Here is a 14103-nt window from a genome sequence, read left to right as displayed (position 1 = left end):
ACAGGGCAATGCGAAACATCATCGAGTTCGACGTAATGGATCCCACTTTTCAGCGAAACCCCATTCCGATGTATGAACAACTGCATGCATCAGACGCCATCTTGCTTGACCCCAGGATCGACACGTACTTCCTTGGACGCCACGATGACGTGACGCAGGCACTTCGATCACCTGCGTTCACCACCGCCCCCTTGGCCACGAGCGCCCAGCCAGTAATGGGTGACCGCGTACTCGCCCAAATGGAAGGACCGGAGCACAAAGCCAAGAGACGGCTGGTTCTTTCCGCGTTCAGTGGCCGCCAGAACCGCGATCGTCACTCCCGGATCATAGCGCGCGTCACATCGGACCTTCTGTCGAGTCCAATGCGGCATGGGCGGGTGGACTTGATCAGCGACTTCGGAAAGACATACAGCATGCTGGTCACACTCGAGGTTCTTGGCTTGCCTACCGACAGGCATCGTGACCTGATTGCATGGCATGAAGGTGTCGCATCGTTCATAACAAGCCTCAGGGTCACCGAAGCGCAGAAGCAGCACAGCCTCGCTTGCAGCCGGGCATTCATTGCCTATCTCACGCCGCTGACTGCGGACCTGAGGGACGGCAGCCCCAGTGGCCTTGTTGCATTGCTGTGCAATCCAGTTTCCGGGGAAGGCGTCATGACCACCTCGGAGATCATCGCCCTGGTACTGAACGTGATACTGGCCGCCGCCGAGCCAACCGACAAGACCCTCGCATACCTCTTCTACCACCTTGCTTCCTGCCCAGTCCGCCTCGAGAGGGTCAAGAAGGACCGCCAGCTCCTGGCGCCAGCCATTGCAGAGACGCTCCGGCTCAATTCGCCGGTGCAGCTGATTCCCAGGCAGCTCAGTGAAGATGTAAGTGTTGGCGGCATACGTCTTCCTGCGGGTGCGCGTGTCTTCTGCATGCCCGGTGCAGCCAATCGTGATCCATCCGTCTTCCGCGATCCGGCGAGATTCGACATCGACAGAAGGCAGGTCACGACTGCGTTACCAGGCAACGCCTCGGCGCATCTCGCATTTGGTGCAGGAACCCACGTTTGCCTTGGAGCTGCGTTCTCACAGATTCAGCTTGAGCTGACAGCGAACATCCTTCTGGATCGCCTGCGGGGCCTTCGCATTTCCCCACGCTTCACCTTTCAAGAGGAAGGCTTCTACACCCGAGGCCCTGTTGCATTGCCGCTTGAGTTTGAACCCTGTTCCACTGCAAATACACCCAAGGCACGTGAATGAAAGCGGCTCATGTTACTGCGGGCGTCGCGCTCAGCCGGGCGGACCGCACCATTGCCTGGACGCTCGTGCTTGGCGCTACCCTCCCGTTGCTGGATGCGACCCTGCTCAACATCGCCATTCATGGCATTGGACGTTCTCTTGCGGTTTCGCTGCCGCTGATGCAGTGGGTCATTACGGCGTACGCCCTCGCCGCTGCCGCCACGGTGCCACTGTCCGCATGGCTCTGCGAACGCCTTGGCGCGAAGACCGTCTGGCTGGCCTGCCTCTGGATCTTCCTCGCTGGAGCATGCCTTTGCGGGCTCTCATGGACTGTAGAGATGCTCATCGGCTCCAGAGTGCTACAGGGCATGGCAACGGGCGTCATGCTCCCCACCATGCAGACGATTCTGGTCACTGCCATTGGGCGAAAGAAAACACGGAGCGCCCTTACCCTGATGTCGATTCCATCAGTGGTAGTTCCGATTCTGGGCCCACTGATCGGTGGCGCTGCGTTGCAGCTGCTGGACTGGCGAGCGATCTTCTGGCTTCACGTTCCCATCTCACTTCTGTCCATTCGCTTCGCGTCCCAGTTGATTCCCGACATGGCGGCAGCGCAGCGCACCGCACTCGATGCGACAGGGCTCCTGCTGCTTTCCTCGTCCTTGGCTGGCTGCATCTACGGTCTGTCAGCGGCGCGGTCCACCGGCCTCCCCTTGATCTCCGGAGCGGCAGGGCTTGTCGCCCTTCTAGCTTTCCTTATGCATGCCTCGCGACAGCGGGAAAATGCGATCGTGGACCTTCGTCTCTTCGCGATTCGTCCGTTTCGGCGTTCTTCTGGGCTACTGCTCCTTTCCAGCGTCGCCTACTACGGTGGACTGCTCCTTTTCTCGCTCTACTTCATCGAGGATGGCCGCCTCGGACTCACCATCGCCGGCGCACTATTGGCGTTGCAGGGCGTAGGTATGCTCCTGGCCCGCCAGCTTCTTCCCATGGTTGCACGCCACTGCAGCGAGTTCCGCGTCGCACAGAGCTGCATTCTGATGGCTGTTTCCGGCTCGATCCTCCTCCTGCCCCCATTTGCCTACGATCTGGTTCTCATGGCGGTGGGTATGCTGTTGCGCGGCGCGGGTATCGGCGTGCTGACGCTCTTGTCCATGTCGAGTGCCTATACGGGATTGAGCTCAGCTCAGATACCACACGCCAGCTCGTTGACCCGCATAATGACCTTGGCGGGATCTGCAATCGGTACGGCACTGGTGGCAGTACTCAGCGCGACGCCGGGAGTGGAATCTGAAGGTGCCACGCCCGGCGGTTTCAGTGCGCATCTGGTGCTGATACTGACCCTGCTCCTGTGTGGTGCTGTCTGCCCGAAACCTGCCCGCCCCACGTCTTGAGGCCAGGCGGCACCTCACTAGTCCAGCAACCCCAACAGCGAACGGTGCACAGCAACCCCCACCAGCGCGCCCTCGCCCACCGCCAGCGCGATGCTGCCGGCCATGCGCCCGGCATCACCGCAGGTGAACACGCCGGGCACCGTGGTCTGCTTGGCCGAATCGGCGGTGATGCAGCCGGCGTCCATCAGTTCACAGCCGAGCTGCTCGGCGATATCTGAAGAGAGGGTTGAACGTGGAAGCAGGAACAGCGCATCCAACGCGATCTTGCGACCGCCTTCCAATGCGACCGTGGCGGCGTCCTCCACGTGCTCGATTCGTTCGGATTCGATGACCACGCCGCATTCGTCAAGGCGATCGCGCTGCTCCGGATCGATGGCTTCCGGATTGCTGCAGAACAAGGTTATGCGGCCCCAGTCACACAGCAGCAGCGCCTGCCCCGCCCCGCCATCGTTGGAACACCCGATCACGCCGATGTTGCCCTCGTAGAGTTCGTAACCGTGGCAGTAGGGGCAGTGAAACACGCTGCGGCCCCAGCGTTCGGCCAGGCCTTGAATGGGGGGCAGCGTATCGGTCACCCCATAGGCCAGGACGAGGCGATCGGCGCTGAACATTTGTCCATCTTCGCAGCCGACCTCGAACAATGAGCCTGCTTCGAGCACGCGGGCGTTCACCGCCTTGCCCTGCACCCACGTCAACGTGGGATAGCGCTGGAGTTCGGTGCGGGCCTGCGTGGCGATGTCCGCCGGATGCAGACCTTCCTGGCCGATGAAGCCATGAGCGGCCAGCGAGTTTCGATTGCGCGGCGTTCCACTGTCGATGACCAGCACACTGCGGCGGGCGCGCACGAGTTGCAGCGCAGCCGACATCCCGGCGTAGCTGCCTCCAATGATGATGACGTCAACGTGGTGGCGTGGTGCAGCGCGCATGGGGAGATTCGATTCAAGGCGGGGGCCCGCGCAGAATACGGGCGTCTCGTGAACCGGCCCTCACGCTTACGGGGTGGTTAATGAACGATTGGCTGGCATGCGGATGGCGTGACGGCGCACTTCACCGCCTCGCGACCGGCCCGCAAGCAGCATCGTGTTACCCGCAACGGGTCAACTCGGAGGCAACACCGTGGATAAGAACCGCACTGAAGGCATGAAGAACCAGGTCAAGGGCACGGTCAAGGAAGTGGCTGGCAAGGTGACCGGGGACAAGTCGCAGGAAATCGAGGGCAAGGTCCAGAAAAATGTGGGCAAGGTCCAGAACGAAGTGGGCAAGGCCAAGGATGACGCCCGTCATTGATGTCTGATCCGCTGCTCCCATGGTGGAGTGGCGGACTCCCCTTACCTGTCGTCGTTGTACCCAGCAGGATCGCCGAACTGCGACATGCGGCATCCTGGCGCGGGAGATCGAAAATGCAGATGCGGGGAATTGTCTAGCGGCAAGTGCCGCCACGCTGAAGATCAGCGTTGTGTTCTGGATACTGGTGGCCTTCCGGACTCCGGGCGGGGCGCCTTGGGACGCCCCCGCGTTCTGGACCGTTGTCTATCCCGTCGCACTGGGTATTGCCGCAGTTCTCGGCGCCTGTTTTCCCCGGCGGGCGTGGCTATGGGGCCTGCTGCTGATGGTGCTGCAGTTGCCGGTCGTCGCCGTGGTATCGGGCGTCGGCCCATTGTTGCTGCCCGGTCTGGTGTACGCACTGGTGATGGCGCCACCTTCCATGGCGATCGCCGCGGCGGCAGGAGCACTGCGTCGCCGCCTGCGTCGGATGATCGGAACATGATGGCGGAGAGAGTGGGATTCGAACCCACGGAAGGTTTGACCCTTCGCCGGTTTTCAAGACCGGTGCCTTAAACCGCTCGGCCATCTCTCCTCATGCGGTCCGGCCGAGGCCGGGCGCGTATTCTCGCATGGGCGACCCGGTTTGCCCAAGGCCGCGTGCGGCATGCTCAGCCGGCGTCTACAGCCAGGGCGCCCAGGGCGCTGGCCCGGATCTTCTCTTTGGCCCGTTCGCAGGCGCCACCGCAGTCCAGCCGCGAGGCCTCCAGTTGCGGCGGCAGGTGCTCGGCCAGGAAGTCGATGAACACCCGTACCGCCGGCAGCAGGCCGCGGCGGGAGGCGAACACGGCGTGGCAGATGCCCTGCGGCAGCGACCATTCCGGCAGCACCACTTCCAGCTCGCCGCTGCGCACGGCGTCGGCGCAGACGGTTTCGGGCAGCATGGTGATGCCGAAGCCGTCCTTGACCATGCTCTGCAGCAGCGGGAAGTCGAACCCCGCCACTCGCGGCTGCAGGTCGACGCGGCGCACCGCGCCTTCCGGGCCGTGCAGCTCCCAGCGCTGGCGGGCCTCGTCTTCGCTGATGCTCAGGGTGACGTGATTGGCCAATTCGTCCGGGTCTTTAGGGCGGCCGGCGCGGTCCAGGTACTTGGGGCTGGCGACCAGCAGTTCCTGCACCTGGCCAAAGCTGCGCATCACGAGGCTGCCGTCATCGTCCAGGCGCGAGCGCACGCGCAGGGCGACGTCGTAGCCTTCGTTGATGATGTCGACACGGCGGTTGCTGATGTTCAGCTGCAGGCGCACTTTCGGATACTGGGCCAGGAACTTCGGCAGCAGCTTGGGCAGCTGCATCTGCGCCAATGACACCGGCACGCTTGCCCGCACCAGGCCGCGTGGCTCGGCGCTGAGCCGGTCCACCACTTCGCGCGCGGCCTGGGCTTCGGCCAGCATGGTCTGCGCGTGGCGGTGCACGCTGGTGCCGACGTCGGTCACCGCAAAGCGGCGCGTGGAGCGCTGCAGCAGGCGTACGCCAAGATCGGTTTCGAGCTGGCTGATGCGGCGGCTCAGACGGGATTTGGGGATGCCCAGGGCACGTTCGGCCGCGGCAAAGCCGCCGTGGTCCACCACCATGGCAAAGTAGTACAGGTCATTGAGGTCGTGCATACCGAAGTTCCAGATATAGAACAATACGTGGTATTCAACCACCTTTATCCCAACTACGCAACAACCTAACCTGTTTTCCGTCGGCGGCGCCTTGACCGCCCTTTCCCGGATACAGGTGATAGCCATGAAGCTTCTTCACATTGATGCCAGCGTGCTGGGCGACAACTCGGTTTCCCGCCAGCTCTCTGCAGCGGTCGTCGCACGATTCAATGAGACCGTCGAGAATCTCGATGTAACCTACCGTGATCTCGATCGTAATCCCATTCCCCATTTGAGTAGTGGTTCGCTGGCCCAGGCGGATGCCGCTGAAGCGACCGACGCCGAAGCGGTGATGCAGCAGTTCCTGGCGGCCGACGTGATTGTCATCGGCGCGCCGATGTACAACTTCAGCATTCCGTCGACCCTGAAGGCCTGGATCGACCGCGTGGCGGTGGCCGGGCGGACCTTCAAGTACACCGAGAACGGCCCGGTCGGCCTGGCCGGTGGCAAGCGGGTCATCATCGCCAGCGCGCGTGGTGGCATTTACACCGATTCGCCGGCCGACTTCCAGGAACCGTTCCTGCGCCAGGTGTTCGCCTTCATGGGCATCACCAACGTGGAGTTCGTGCGCGCCGAAGGCATTGCCTACTCGCCGACGCATCGCGAAGAGGCCATTGCCGCCGCGCTGGCCAGCCTGCCGGCGGCCGAGTTTGAAGAACCGGCCGAAGCCTGAGTGTTTCAGGGCAGGCGTTGAGTCCTCGTCGGACGCCCTGCCCGGGCCGGAACTCCCCTCCCCCTTCCGTGCGGCCCCGCGTTTGCGGGGCCGCTTTGTGTGGAGGCTCCCCGGACGTAGCGGGAGGAATCAACGCGCAGGCGGCGAGATATCAATCCTCCCCATCGAGATGGGCTCAACTCCATGCGGATTGGGTTGCGGAACCAGAACTGTCAATAGCGTCGCCGTTGCATAGACGTCGGTGTAGCCATCTTCGTAGTGTCCGGAATACGCGGCGGCATCGATTTTGACGATTGCGGGGCGGTCCGTCGTCAGGGTGTCCAGAGTAAAACCGCGACGAATAATGGTAGACAGCCATCCATCCCGGTGTCCGTTCACTGAGAAATGCATGGCTGCGCGGTGATATGGCCTGATCTGCGGAATGGGATCGACCGTGGCTACCAGTCCATCCGGGAATTTGGATGGGTCCAGCGGTTCACCGGGCGCCAATCCTTCGTATCTCACCTCAGGCACCTGCAGCAATGGCGTGATCTGGAATCCAAGCCCAGGGCCTTCGATTCGGGTGCCATCCGGTAGCTCTGCCTGATAGCCTAGGTACACCATCTGCCCGATATGAGGCATGAGCCACGCGCTGGGCAGCTTGAAGTACTCCACCGGATTGGGTCCAACATGGAGTACGCGCGTCTCATACGGGGTAGACCCGTCATCGGGCACCAAGCGCAGGATGAACGTTGTTCCCACCGGCACCCAGTAGGCCTGGATGATGGCGAGAATGGTGAGGTCATATACCACGGCTTCACCAGGCAGGATGAATCCCCATGGATGCACACTTTGTATCGGTTGTGGACCGCTCACAAAGTTCGTCTCGACGGACAATTGCACCTGGTCGAGTGTAACGTTCGATCCGCTTGAAGAACCACGGACCCAGGCGCCAGCCCTTGGTGCCCCCTTCGTTTCTTGAAATGTCATGGCCGCACTCCTTTGGTGAGGCAGCGTTGCTTACGTGCAGTGCTGCAACGTAGGCCAATGCCTCGACATGGTTTGCGCAGATGTCTTCCCCGACGGGAACTGAGTACCGCCGATGCGGTTAGCGGGATGTGAACCCATTGACCCAGGGGGAAGCTTGGCCAGAAAAAACCCGCCTTTCGGCGGGTGTGCTGGTTACGCGATGGTGTCCAGGCCACCCATGTAGGGCTTCAAGGCGTCCGGTACGGTGATGCTGCCATCGGCGTTCTGGTAGTTCTCCATCACCGCGATCATCGCGCGGCCCACGGCCACGCCCGAGCCGTTGAGGGTGTGCACCAGTTCCGGCTTGCCGCTTTCCGGGTTGCGCCAGCGCGCCTGCATGCGGCGCGCCTGGAAGTCGCCGCAGTTGGAGCACGAGGAGATTTCGCGGTAGGTGTCCTGCGAGGGCAGCCACACTTCCAGGTCGTAGGTCTTCACCGCCGAGAAGCCCATGTCGCCGGTGCACAGCAGCACCTTGCGGTACGGCAGGCCCAGCTTTTCCAGCACCACTTCGGCGCAGCGGGTCATGCGCTGGTGCTCGGCTTCGCTGTCGGCCGGCGCACACACGGTGACCAGCTCGACCTTCTCGAACTGGTGCTGGCGGATCATGCCGCGCACGTCGCGGCCGCCGCTACCGGCTTCGGCGCGGAAGCACAGCGAATGGGCGGTCATGCTCAGCGGCAGGCGCTCAGCCTCGATGATCTCGTCGCGCACGATGTTGGTCAGCGACACTTCCGAGGTCGGGATCAGGTAACGGGTGGATTCACCGACGGCGGTCTTGAACAGGTCGTCTTCGAACTTGGGCAGCTGGCTGGTGCCACGCAGCGATTCCGGGTTCACCAGGACCGGGACATTGGTTTCCTCGTACCCGTGCTCGCCGGTGTGCAGGTCGAGCATGAACTGGGCCAGGGCGCGGTGCAGCCGCGCGACCGGGCCGCGCAGCACGGTGAAGCGCGAACCGGACAGCTTGGCACCGGCTTCGCCGTCCAGGCCCTGGTTGCGGGCGCCGAGCTCGACATGGTCCAGCACCGGGAAATCGAAGCTGCGCGGAGTGCCCCAGCGCTTCTGCTCGACGTTCTCGGATTCGTCCTTTCCGTACGGGACGTCGTCGGCCGGTACGTTGGGGATACCCATCGCGATGGCTTCGATCTTCTCGCGCAGCTCGTCCAGGGTGACTTCCGAGGCCTTCAGCTCGTCGGCGAAGGCGGCCACTTCGGCCATGATCGCCGAGACGTCCTCACCCTTGGCCTTGGCCTGGCCGATGGCCTTGGAACGGCTGTTGCGCAGGCTCTGCAGCTCCTGGGTGCGGATCTGGATGCGCTTGCGGTCGGCTTCCAGCGACTCCAGCCCGGAGACGTCCAGCTCGAAACCGCGCGAGGCGCGCAGGCGTTCGGCAAGTTCGGCGGGCTGTTGGCGGAGCAGGGCTGGATCGAGCATGGCGTTTGGACAGTAAGGTCAGGTCTGGAGGGGGATTATCGCCTGTAATCGGCTTTTCTGCCGCCCGGTTCATTTCCGGCGTGGCAGAATCGGGGGGTTCATCATGGTATGGCTCATGTCCGCTTCCCGTTCCTCGTCTGGCAAGAACATCACCTTCCAACTGCCCCGGCGCAGCCTCATGATCGCCGGGATCGCCTTTGGCGTCGGCGTGCTGCTGTTCCTGGCGGTGTGGCTGGGCAACCGCAACAACGACTTCTACAAGGCCGGCCCCGCGCAGACCCCGCAGGACGTCGCCCAGGTCGAGCCGCTGCCCGAACCCCTGCCCGCCGCGGCCGGGTCCAGCGACATGCCCGATGCCAAGCCGCTGCCGGTGGAGGACGAAAAGCCGCAGCTGGTGGAAACCGCTCCGCCGCCCGCGCCGGCCGCCCCGGCCGCTGCCGCGCCTGAGACCGCCCCCGTGGCGATGGCCGCCGGCGACCGCCCGCAGCCGATTGCCGACCAGTCGCCGCCGCCGACCTACCCGCCTGCCGCCCTGCGCAACGGCGTGGAAGGCAGCGTGGTGGTACGCGTGGATGTGGACGCGACCGGCTACCCCATGAACGTAACCATCATCCAGCGCAGCGGCTCGCGTGACCTGGATCGCGCCGCCACGGATGCCGTGCGCCGTTGGCGTTTCCAGCCGGCGCAGAGCGGCGGCGTTGCGGTGCCGGGCAGCATCGAAGTGCCGTTTGATTTCAAAGCGCAATGAAATTGCGCGGGTAGGTGCCCACCGTTGGTGGGTACACATTCAAACAACGCCGTAGGTCGCCCACCGTTGGTGGGCACACATTTTAAGAACGCGGATAGGTGCCCACCGTTGGTGGGCGCGTTTGAAGACCGCGCGACGTTGGCGTAAAGGTTCGGCTCATCATGCTGAACCTCTATGGGAATGCAGTCATGGCGTTGACGCATCGGTGACACACCTGCAACCCGGCTCAGGCAAGACTGGCGTCGTCAACTCGACACCAGGAGTCCGCCATGAGTGTTAGCCATGCACACGAGATGCCTACGTCGCCGCAGCAGCAGCGCGGCATCATTGACGAGCCGGGCCGTCGCCGTACCTCCCCGATGCTGTGGATCGCGCTGATTGTCGCGATGTTCGCCGCCGCGCTGGTGTGGTTGCGCTATGCCAATCCCGATGAGGGCGCCATGGCGCCGGTCGGCGAACGCATGCTGCCCGCTACCGAAACCCCGGTTGCCGTCACGCCGGCGCCGGCCAAGCGTGAAGCGGCGCCTGCCACCACGCAGCGTCGTGCCGCGCCGGCAGCCGTCCGGGATCGCGATGCGCGCCCGCTGAGCAGCAACGCCAAGCCGGTGTATCCGCGTTCGGCGCTGCGTAGTGGCGTGGAAGGCAGCGTGATCGCCAGCCTCAACGTTGACCCGCGCGGCCAGGTGACCGACGCGAACATCGTGCAGCGCTCGGGTGGTCGCGACCGCGACCTGGACCGTGCGGTGCTGAGCACCGTGCGTGACTGGAAGTTCGAGCCGGCGATGCACAACGGCCGCGCTGTAGCCAGTGTTGTTCGCGTGCCGGTGGATTTCCGTACCGAGCAGCGGTAACCCGCATCTGAAAAACGGCGGGGGGCCGGGAGCCGACCCTCTGGTCGGCTCCTTTTTTTACGCGAGGTTGAAGCCGGCGGTGCGGGCGATGCCGTCGAAGTCGGGGAACGAGGTGGCAACGTTGGCGATGTCGTTGATGCGCACCTCGCCGCTGCTGAGCTGGCCGGCGATGGCAAAGGCCATGGCGATGCGGTGGTCGCCGTGGCTTTCGATGGTGCCGCTGCCCAGTTCATGGCCACCGTGGATGGTGGCACCGTCTTCGGTTTCATCCACCTGCACGCCAAGGCTGCGCAGGCCGGTGGCCATGGCGGCGAGACGGTCGGATTCCTTGACCCGAAGTTCGGCGGCGCCACGCACCACCGTGTTGCCCTGCGCGGCCGCCGCTGCGACGAACAGCGCCGGGAACTCGTCGATCATGTCCGGCACCAGCGCTTCGGGAATCTCGGCGCCGTGCAGCGGTGCATGGCGGACCACCAGGTCTGCAACGGCTTCCCCGCCCTGCTCTGCATGGTTCTCTTCGCGGATATCCGCGCCCATCAGGCGCAGGGCGGCCAGCAGGCCGGTGCGGCGCGGGTTGAGACCGACCTGGCGCAGGGTCAGCGCCGAGCCGGGAATGATGCTGGCCGCCACCAGGAAAAATGCGGCCGAGGAGAAGTCGGCCGGCACCGCGATGTCGGTGGCGCGCAGGCGCTGGCCGCCGCGCAGGCGGGCCTTGCCGGGCGAAAACTCGATCTCCACACCGAACGCGCGCAGCATGCGCTCGCTGTAGTCACGGGTCGGGTGCGGTTCGGTCACGGCAGTGTCGCCCTGCGCATACAGGCCGGCCAGCAGCACGGCCGATTTGACCTGCGCGCTGGCCACCGGCGAGGCAAAGTCGATGCCGTGCAGCGGCTGGCCGCCGTGCACGCGCAGCGGCGGGGTGCCATCGGCCTCGGTGTCGATCTTCGCGCCCATCTGCGCCAACGGGCCGGTCACCCGGCGCATCGGACGGCGCGACAGCGATTCGTCGCCCACCATCACCGAATCGAACGGCTGCGCGGCGAGCAGGCCGGCCAGCAGGCGCATGCCGGTGCCGGCGTTGCCGCAATTCAGCGGGCCGGCTGGTGCCTGCAGGCCATCCACGCCCACGCCGTGGACGATACGCTGCGACGGCGACGGGGTTTCAATGCGCACGCCCATCTGCGAAAAGATCGCAGCGGTGGCGCGGGTGTCCTCACCTTCCAGGAAACCATCGATGTGCGAAACGCCATCGGCCAGTGCAGCGAACATCACCGCACGATGCGAGACGGACTTGTCGCCGGGAATGGTCAGGCTGCCCTGCAGGGGCTGGCCCTTGCGGGCGGTCCAGGAAGCGGAAGCGGTCATCGATGAATCCTGTAGAAAGCCGCCTGCGAAGGCAGCGATGATGCGGAATGACGGTAAGCGGCGCCGCGCACGGTCGGCGGGCGCCGGGGTCTCAGGGCACGGCCACCGGGTAGGAACCCAGCACCTTGATCTGTGCCGAGTGCGCCTTCAATTCGGCCAGCGCGGCCTGCATGGCCGCATCGTCGATGTGGCCGGCCAGATCGATGAAGAAGCCGTACTCCCACTTGGCGTTGTGCGACGGGCGCGATTCGATGCGGTTCATGCTGATGCCGTGCCGCGCGAACGGACTGAGCACGTCGAACAGCGCGCCGGGCTTGTCGTGGATGAACACCAGCACCGAGGTGCGGTCGTGGCCGGAGCTCGGGAAGAACTGGCGGCCCACCACCAGGAAGCGGGTGGTGTTGTCGGCGTCGTTCTGGATCGGCTTGGTCACGACCTTCTTAAGGCCGTACACGTGCCCTGCACTTTCGCCACCAATGGCGGCGGCGTCATCGGCGTTGCGGGCGCGGCGCGCGCCTTCGGCATTGCTCGATACCGGCACTTTTTCGGCCTTGGGCAGGTTGGCGCGCAGCCACGAGGAGGTCTGCATGAACGATTGCGGATGGCCGTACACGCGTTCGACATCTTCCAGCCGGCCGCTGCGCGACATCAGGTACTGTTGCACGCGCAGTTCGACTTCGCCGCAGATCTTCAGGTTGGACGTGAGGAACATGTCCAGGGTGATCTGGATGGTGCCCTGCCCCGAATTCTCCACCGGCACCACGCCAAAATCGGCGTTGCCCGCTTCCACTTCCTGGAACACTTCTTCAATGCTGGCCAGCGGCAGGCCCAGCGCCGAACGGCCGAAGTGCTTGAGCACGGCCTGCTGGCTGAAGGTGCCTTCCGGGCCCAGGTATCCGATCTTGAGCGGCTCCTGCTGGGCAAGGCAGGCCGACATGATTTCGCGGAACACATGCACCAGCACTTCGTCGCTGAGCGGGCCTTCGTTGCGGTCCACCACCATGCGCAGCACCTGGGCTTCGCGTTCGGGGCGGTAGTAGTCCACGGCCGCAGCAAGCTTGCCCTTGGCCTTGCCGACCTGGTGGGCGAACTGGGCACGCTCGGCGATCAGCGCCTGGATGCTGCGGTCGATGTGGTCGATCTTGGCGCGCACATCCGACAGCACCGGAGCGGCGACGGCGGGTACGGCGTCGGCCTTGGTTTTGGCGGACTTGGCGGCAGGTGCCTTGGGCTTGGCGGGTTTGTTGGCCATCAGGGTATCCAGTTACAGATGTCGGGAGCGTCAGCCGTTGCGCTGCTGGAAATCGCGCATGAAGGCGGCCAGCGCCTGGGCGCCTTCCACCGGCAGCGCGTTGTACAGCGAGGCGCGGATGCCGCCGACGGCCTTGTGGCCCTTCAGCGCCAGCAGCCCGGCGGCCTTCGACTCGCTCACGAAACGTGCGGTGAGGCTTTCGTCGGGCAGGAAGAACGGAATATTCATCCGTGAACGCGCGGCAGGCACGACTTCGTTGCGGTAGAAGCCACCGGAGGCATCGATGGCGCCGTAGACCAGCGATGATTTGACTGCATTGCGGCGTGCAAATTCTTCCACCCCGCCCTCGGCCAGCATCCACTGGAACACCAGCCCGGCCAGGTACCAGTTCCAGGTGGGGGGGGTGTTGAGCATGGAGTCGCGGGCGACGTGCGAGCGGTAATCGAAAATGTCCGCGCGCGGCTGGCCACTGCGCTCGAGCAGGTCGCGGCGCACGATCACCACCGAAACGCCCACCGGACCCAGGTTCTTCTGGGCACCGGCATAGATCAGGCCATAGCGGGAAACGTCCAGCGGTTCGCTGGCGATGGAAGAGCTGAAATCGGCGAACAGCGGCGCATTGCCGACGTCCGGGGTGTCTCGGAACTCGACGCCATGGATGGTTTCGTTCGCGGTGATGTGCACGTAGGCGGCATCATCGGACAACTGCCATTGGCTGCGCGGCGGGATGTCATGGAAACCACCGGCCTCGCTGCTGGCGGCCACGTTGACCCGCACGTAGGGGCTGACCTGCTTGATCGCGGTCTTGCCCCAATGGCCGGTGAGCACATAGTCGACGGTCTGCCCGGGGGCGGCGAAATTCAGCGCGAGCAGGGCCTGCTGGGTGGTCGCTCCACCGGCCAGGAACATCACCGCGTAGTCGTCCGGCACCCCGAGCAGGCGGCGCAGGTCTGCTTCGGCCTGGGCGGCAACGGCCATGAACTCCGGGCCGCGGTGGCTCATTTCGACAATGGAGGCACCAGCGCCGTTCCATTCCAACATCTCTTCCTGCGCCTGGCGCAGGACCGATTCCGGCAGGGTTGCAGGGCCGGCACTGAAATTGAACGCGCGCGTCATGTCACACCTATGGGGCAAGACCCCTAGTATGCCGCAGCGCACCAGCCTTTAGGCCTTGCAGGACAAG

General features: G+C 64.4%; 14 protein-coding genes, 1 tRNA gene and 1 pseudogene. 8 read left to right on the top strand and 8 right to left on the bottom strand.

Going from position 1 to position 14103, the window contains the following annotated elements:
• Nucleotides 1–8 precede the first annotated feature (8 nt).
• Together ACGFZ3_RS13190 and ACGFZ3_RS13185 are read left to right on the top strand one after the other, a co-directional pair.
• Nucleotides 9–1250 (top strand): cytochrome P450, encoded by a 1242-nt coding sequence (locus ACGFZ3_RS13190; RefSeq protein ID WP_392921759.1) that lies wholly within the window; start codon nucleotides 9–11, stop codon nucleotides 1248–1250.
• Complete coding sequence (locus tag ACGFZ3_RS13185) at nucleotides 1247–2623, top strand: MFS transporter (protein ID WP_392921756.1); 1377 nt, start codon at nucleotides 1247–1249, stop codon at nucleotides 2621–2623. Before ACGFZ3_RS13190 ends, ACGFZ3_RS13185 begins: the two co-directional genes overlap by 4 nt.
• A gap of 17 nt (nucleotides 2624–2640) precedes the next feature.
• Here ACGFZ3_RS13185 and ACGFZ3_RS13180 read toward each other — a convergent pair whose 3' ends face one another.
• Nucleotides 2641–3549 (bottom strand): NAD(P)/FAD-dependent oxidoreductase, encoded by a 909-nt coding sequence (locus ACGFZ3_RS13180; RefSeq protein WP_392921753.1) that lies wholly within the window; start codon nucleotides 3547–3549, stop codon nucleotides 2641–2643.
• A 190-nt stretch (nucleotides 3550–3739) separates the two neighbouring features.
• Between ACGFZ3_RS13180 and ACGFZ3_RS13175 the strand changes: the two genes are divergently transcribed.
• A complete protein-coding gene (locus ACGFZ3_RS13175) occupies nucleotides 3740–3910 on the top strand; it encodes a CsbD family protein (RefSeq protein WP_392921751.1) in 171 nt (56 codons plus the stop codon).
• 169 nt (nucleotides 3911–4079) lie between these two features.
• A complete protein-coding gene (locus ACGFZ3_RS13170; protein ID WP_392921748.1) occupies nucleotides 4080–4391 on the top strand; it encodes a hypothetical protein in 312 nt (103 codons plus the stop codon).
• On the opposite strand, the gene ACGFZ3_RS13165 is transcribed toward ACGFZ3_RS13170, so the two are convergent.
• Together ACGFZ3_RS13165 and ACGFZ3_RS13160 are read right to left on the bottom strand one after the other, a co-directional pair.
• Nucleotides 4392–4481: transfer RNA gene (locus ACGFZ3_RS13165), tRNA-Ser, on the bottom strand. It abuts the gene before it with no gap.
• Between the two features lie 76 nt (nucleotides 4482–4557).
• Nucleotides 4558–5550: a LysR family transcriptional regulator gene (locus ACGFZ3_RS13160; RefSeq protein ID WP_068854691.1), complete on the bottom strand. Its 993-nt coding sequence runs from the start codon at nucleotides 5548–5550 to the stop codon at nucleotides 4558–4560.
• A gap of 124 nt (nucleotides 5551–5674) precedes the next feature.
• On the opposite strand from ACGFZ3_RS13160, the gene ACGFZ3_RS13155 reads away from it, so the two are divergent.
• Nucleotides 5675–6262, top strand: a complete 588-nt coding sequence (locus ACGFZ3_RS13155) for an FMN-dependent NADH-azoreductase (protein ID WP_392921745.1) — start codon at nucleotides 5675–5677, stop codon at nucleotides 6260–6262.
• A gap of 129 nt (nucleotides 6263–6391) precedes the next feature.
• Here ACGFZ3_RS13155 and ACGFZ3_RS13150 read toward each other — a convergent pair whose 3' ends face one another.
• Nucleotides 6392–7231: a hypothetical protein gene (locus tag ACGFZ3_RS13150; protein ID WP_392921742.1), complete on the bottom strand. Its 840-nt coding sequence runs from the start codon at nucleotides 7229–7231 to the stop codon at nucleotides 6392–6394.
• Between the two features lie 192 nt (nucleotides 7232–7423).
• On the bottom strand, nucleotides 7424–8704 hold the full coding sequence (serS, locus tag ACGFZ3_RS13145) for a serine--tRNA ligase (protein WP_392921740.1): 1281 nt from the start codon (nucleotides 8702–8704) through the stop codon (nucleotides 7424–7426).
• Nucleotides 8705–8807: 103 nt separating this feature from the next.
• On the opposite strand from serS, the pseudogene ACGFZ3_RS13140 reads away from it, so the two are divergent.
• The 3 genes and pseudogenes from ACGFZ3_RS13140 to ACGFZ3_RS13130 all read left to right on the top strand — a co-directional run.
• Nucleotides 8808–9383: pseudogene (locus ACGFZ3_RS13140) on the top strand (TonB family protein); the annotation flags it as partial.
• Complete coding sequence (locus ACGFZ3_RS13135; protein ID WP_392922027.1) at nucleotides 9371–9436, top strand: hypothetical protein; 66 nt, start codon at nucleotides 9371–9373, stop codon at nucleotides 9434–9436. The pseudogene ACGFZ3_RS13140 and the gene ACGFZ3_RS13135, both read left to right, overlap by 13 nt.
• Before the next feature lie 285 nt (nucleotides 9437–9721).
• Nucleotides 9722–10303, top strand: coding sequence for an energy transducer TonB (locus tag ACGFZ3_RS13130; protein ID WP_392921737.1), 582 nt, complete (start codon nucleotides 9722–9724; stop codon nucleotides 10301–10303).
• 57 nt (nucleotides 10304–10360) lie between these two features.
• Here ACGFZ3_RS13130 and aroA read toward each other — a convergent pair whose 3' ends face one another.
• The 3 genes from aroA to serC all read right to left on the bottom strand — a co-directional run bounded on the left by aroA (nucleotide 10361) and on the right by serC (nucleotide 14036).
• On the bottom strand, nucleotides 10361–11668 hold the full coding sequence (gene aroA, locus ACGFZ3_RS13125; protein ID WP_392921734.1) for a 3-phosphoshikimate 1-carboxyvinyltransferase: 1308 nt from the start codon (nucleotides 11666–11668) through the stop codon (nucleotides 10361–10363).
• A gap of 91 nt (nucleotides 11669–11759) precedes the next feature.
• Nucleotides 11760–12920: a prephenate dehydratase gene (gene pheA, locus ACGFZ3_RS13120; protein WP_392921731.1), complete on the bottom strand. Its 1161-nt coding sequence runs from the start codon at nucleotides 12918–12920 to the stop codon at nucleotides 11760–11762.
• Between the two features lie 30 nt (nucleotides 12921–12950).
• Nucleotides 12951–14036: a phosphoserine transaminase gene (gene serC, locus ACGFZ3_RS13115; RefSeq protein ID WP_392921728.1), complete on the bottom strand. Its 1086-nt coding sequence runs from the start codon at nucleotides 14034–14036 to the stop codon at nucleotides 12951–12953.
• Nucleotides 14037–14103: the final 67 nt, after the last annotated feature.

The organism is Stenotrophomonas sp. NPDC047960 (assembly GCF_043204395.1).
GTDB lineage: Bacteria > Pseudomonadota > Gammaproteobacteria > Xanthomonadales > Xanthomonadaceae > Stenotrophomonas.
This window is presented reverse-complemented; position numbering and strand designations above follow the sequence as displayed.

Coding starts and splice junctions, on each gene's coding strand:
- ACGFZ3_RS13190 (WP_392921759.1), top strand. CDS start 9: ATGCGAAACATCATCGAGTTCGACGTAATGGATCCCACTTTTCAGCGA.
- ACGFZ3_RS13185 (WP_392921756.1), top strand. CDS start 1,247: ATGAAAGCGGCTCATGTTACTGCGGGCGTCGCGCTCAGCCGGGCGGAC.
- ACGFZ3_RS13180 (WP_392921753.1), bottom strand. CDS start 3,549: ATGCGCGCTGCACCACGCCACCACGTTGACGTCATCATCATTGGAGGC.
- ACGFZ3_RS13160 (WP_068854691.1), bottom strand. CDS start 5,550: ATGCACGACCTCAATGACCTGTACTACTTTGCCATGGTGGTGGACCAC.
- ACGFZ3_RS13155 (WP_392921745.1), top strand. CDS start 5,675: ATGAAGCTTCTTCACATTGATGCCAGCGTGCTGGGCGACAACTCGGTT.
- ACGFZ3_RS13150 (WP_392921742.1), bottom strand. CDS start 7,231: ATGACATTTCAAGAAACGAAGGGGGCACCAAGGGCTGGCGCCTGGGTC.
- serS (WP_392921740.1), bottom strand. CDS start 8,704: ATGCTCGATCCAGCCCTGCTCCGCCAACAGCCCGCCGAACTTGCCGAA.
- ACGFZ3_RS13130 (WP_392921737.1), top strand. CDS start 9,722: ATGAGTGTTAGCCATGCACACGAGATGCCTACGTCGCCGCAGCAGCAG.
- aroA (WP_392921734.1), bottom strand. CDS start 11,668: ATGACCGCTTCCGCTTCCTGGACCGCCCGCAAGGGCCAGCCCCTGCAG.
- pheA (WP_392921731.1), bottom strand. CDS start 12,920: ATGGCCAACAAACCCGCCAAGCCCAAGGCACCTGCCGCCAAGTCCGCC.
- serC (WP_392921728.1), bottom strand. CDS start 14,036: ATGACGCGCGCGTTCAATTTCAGTGCCGGCCCTGCAACCCTGCCGGAA.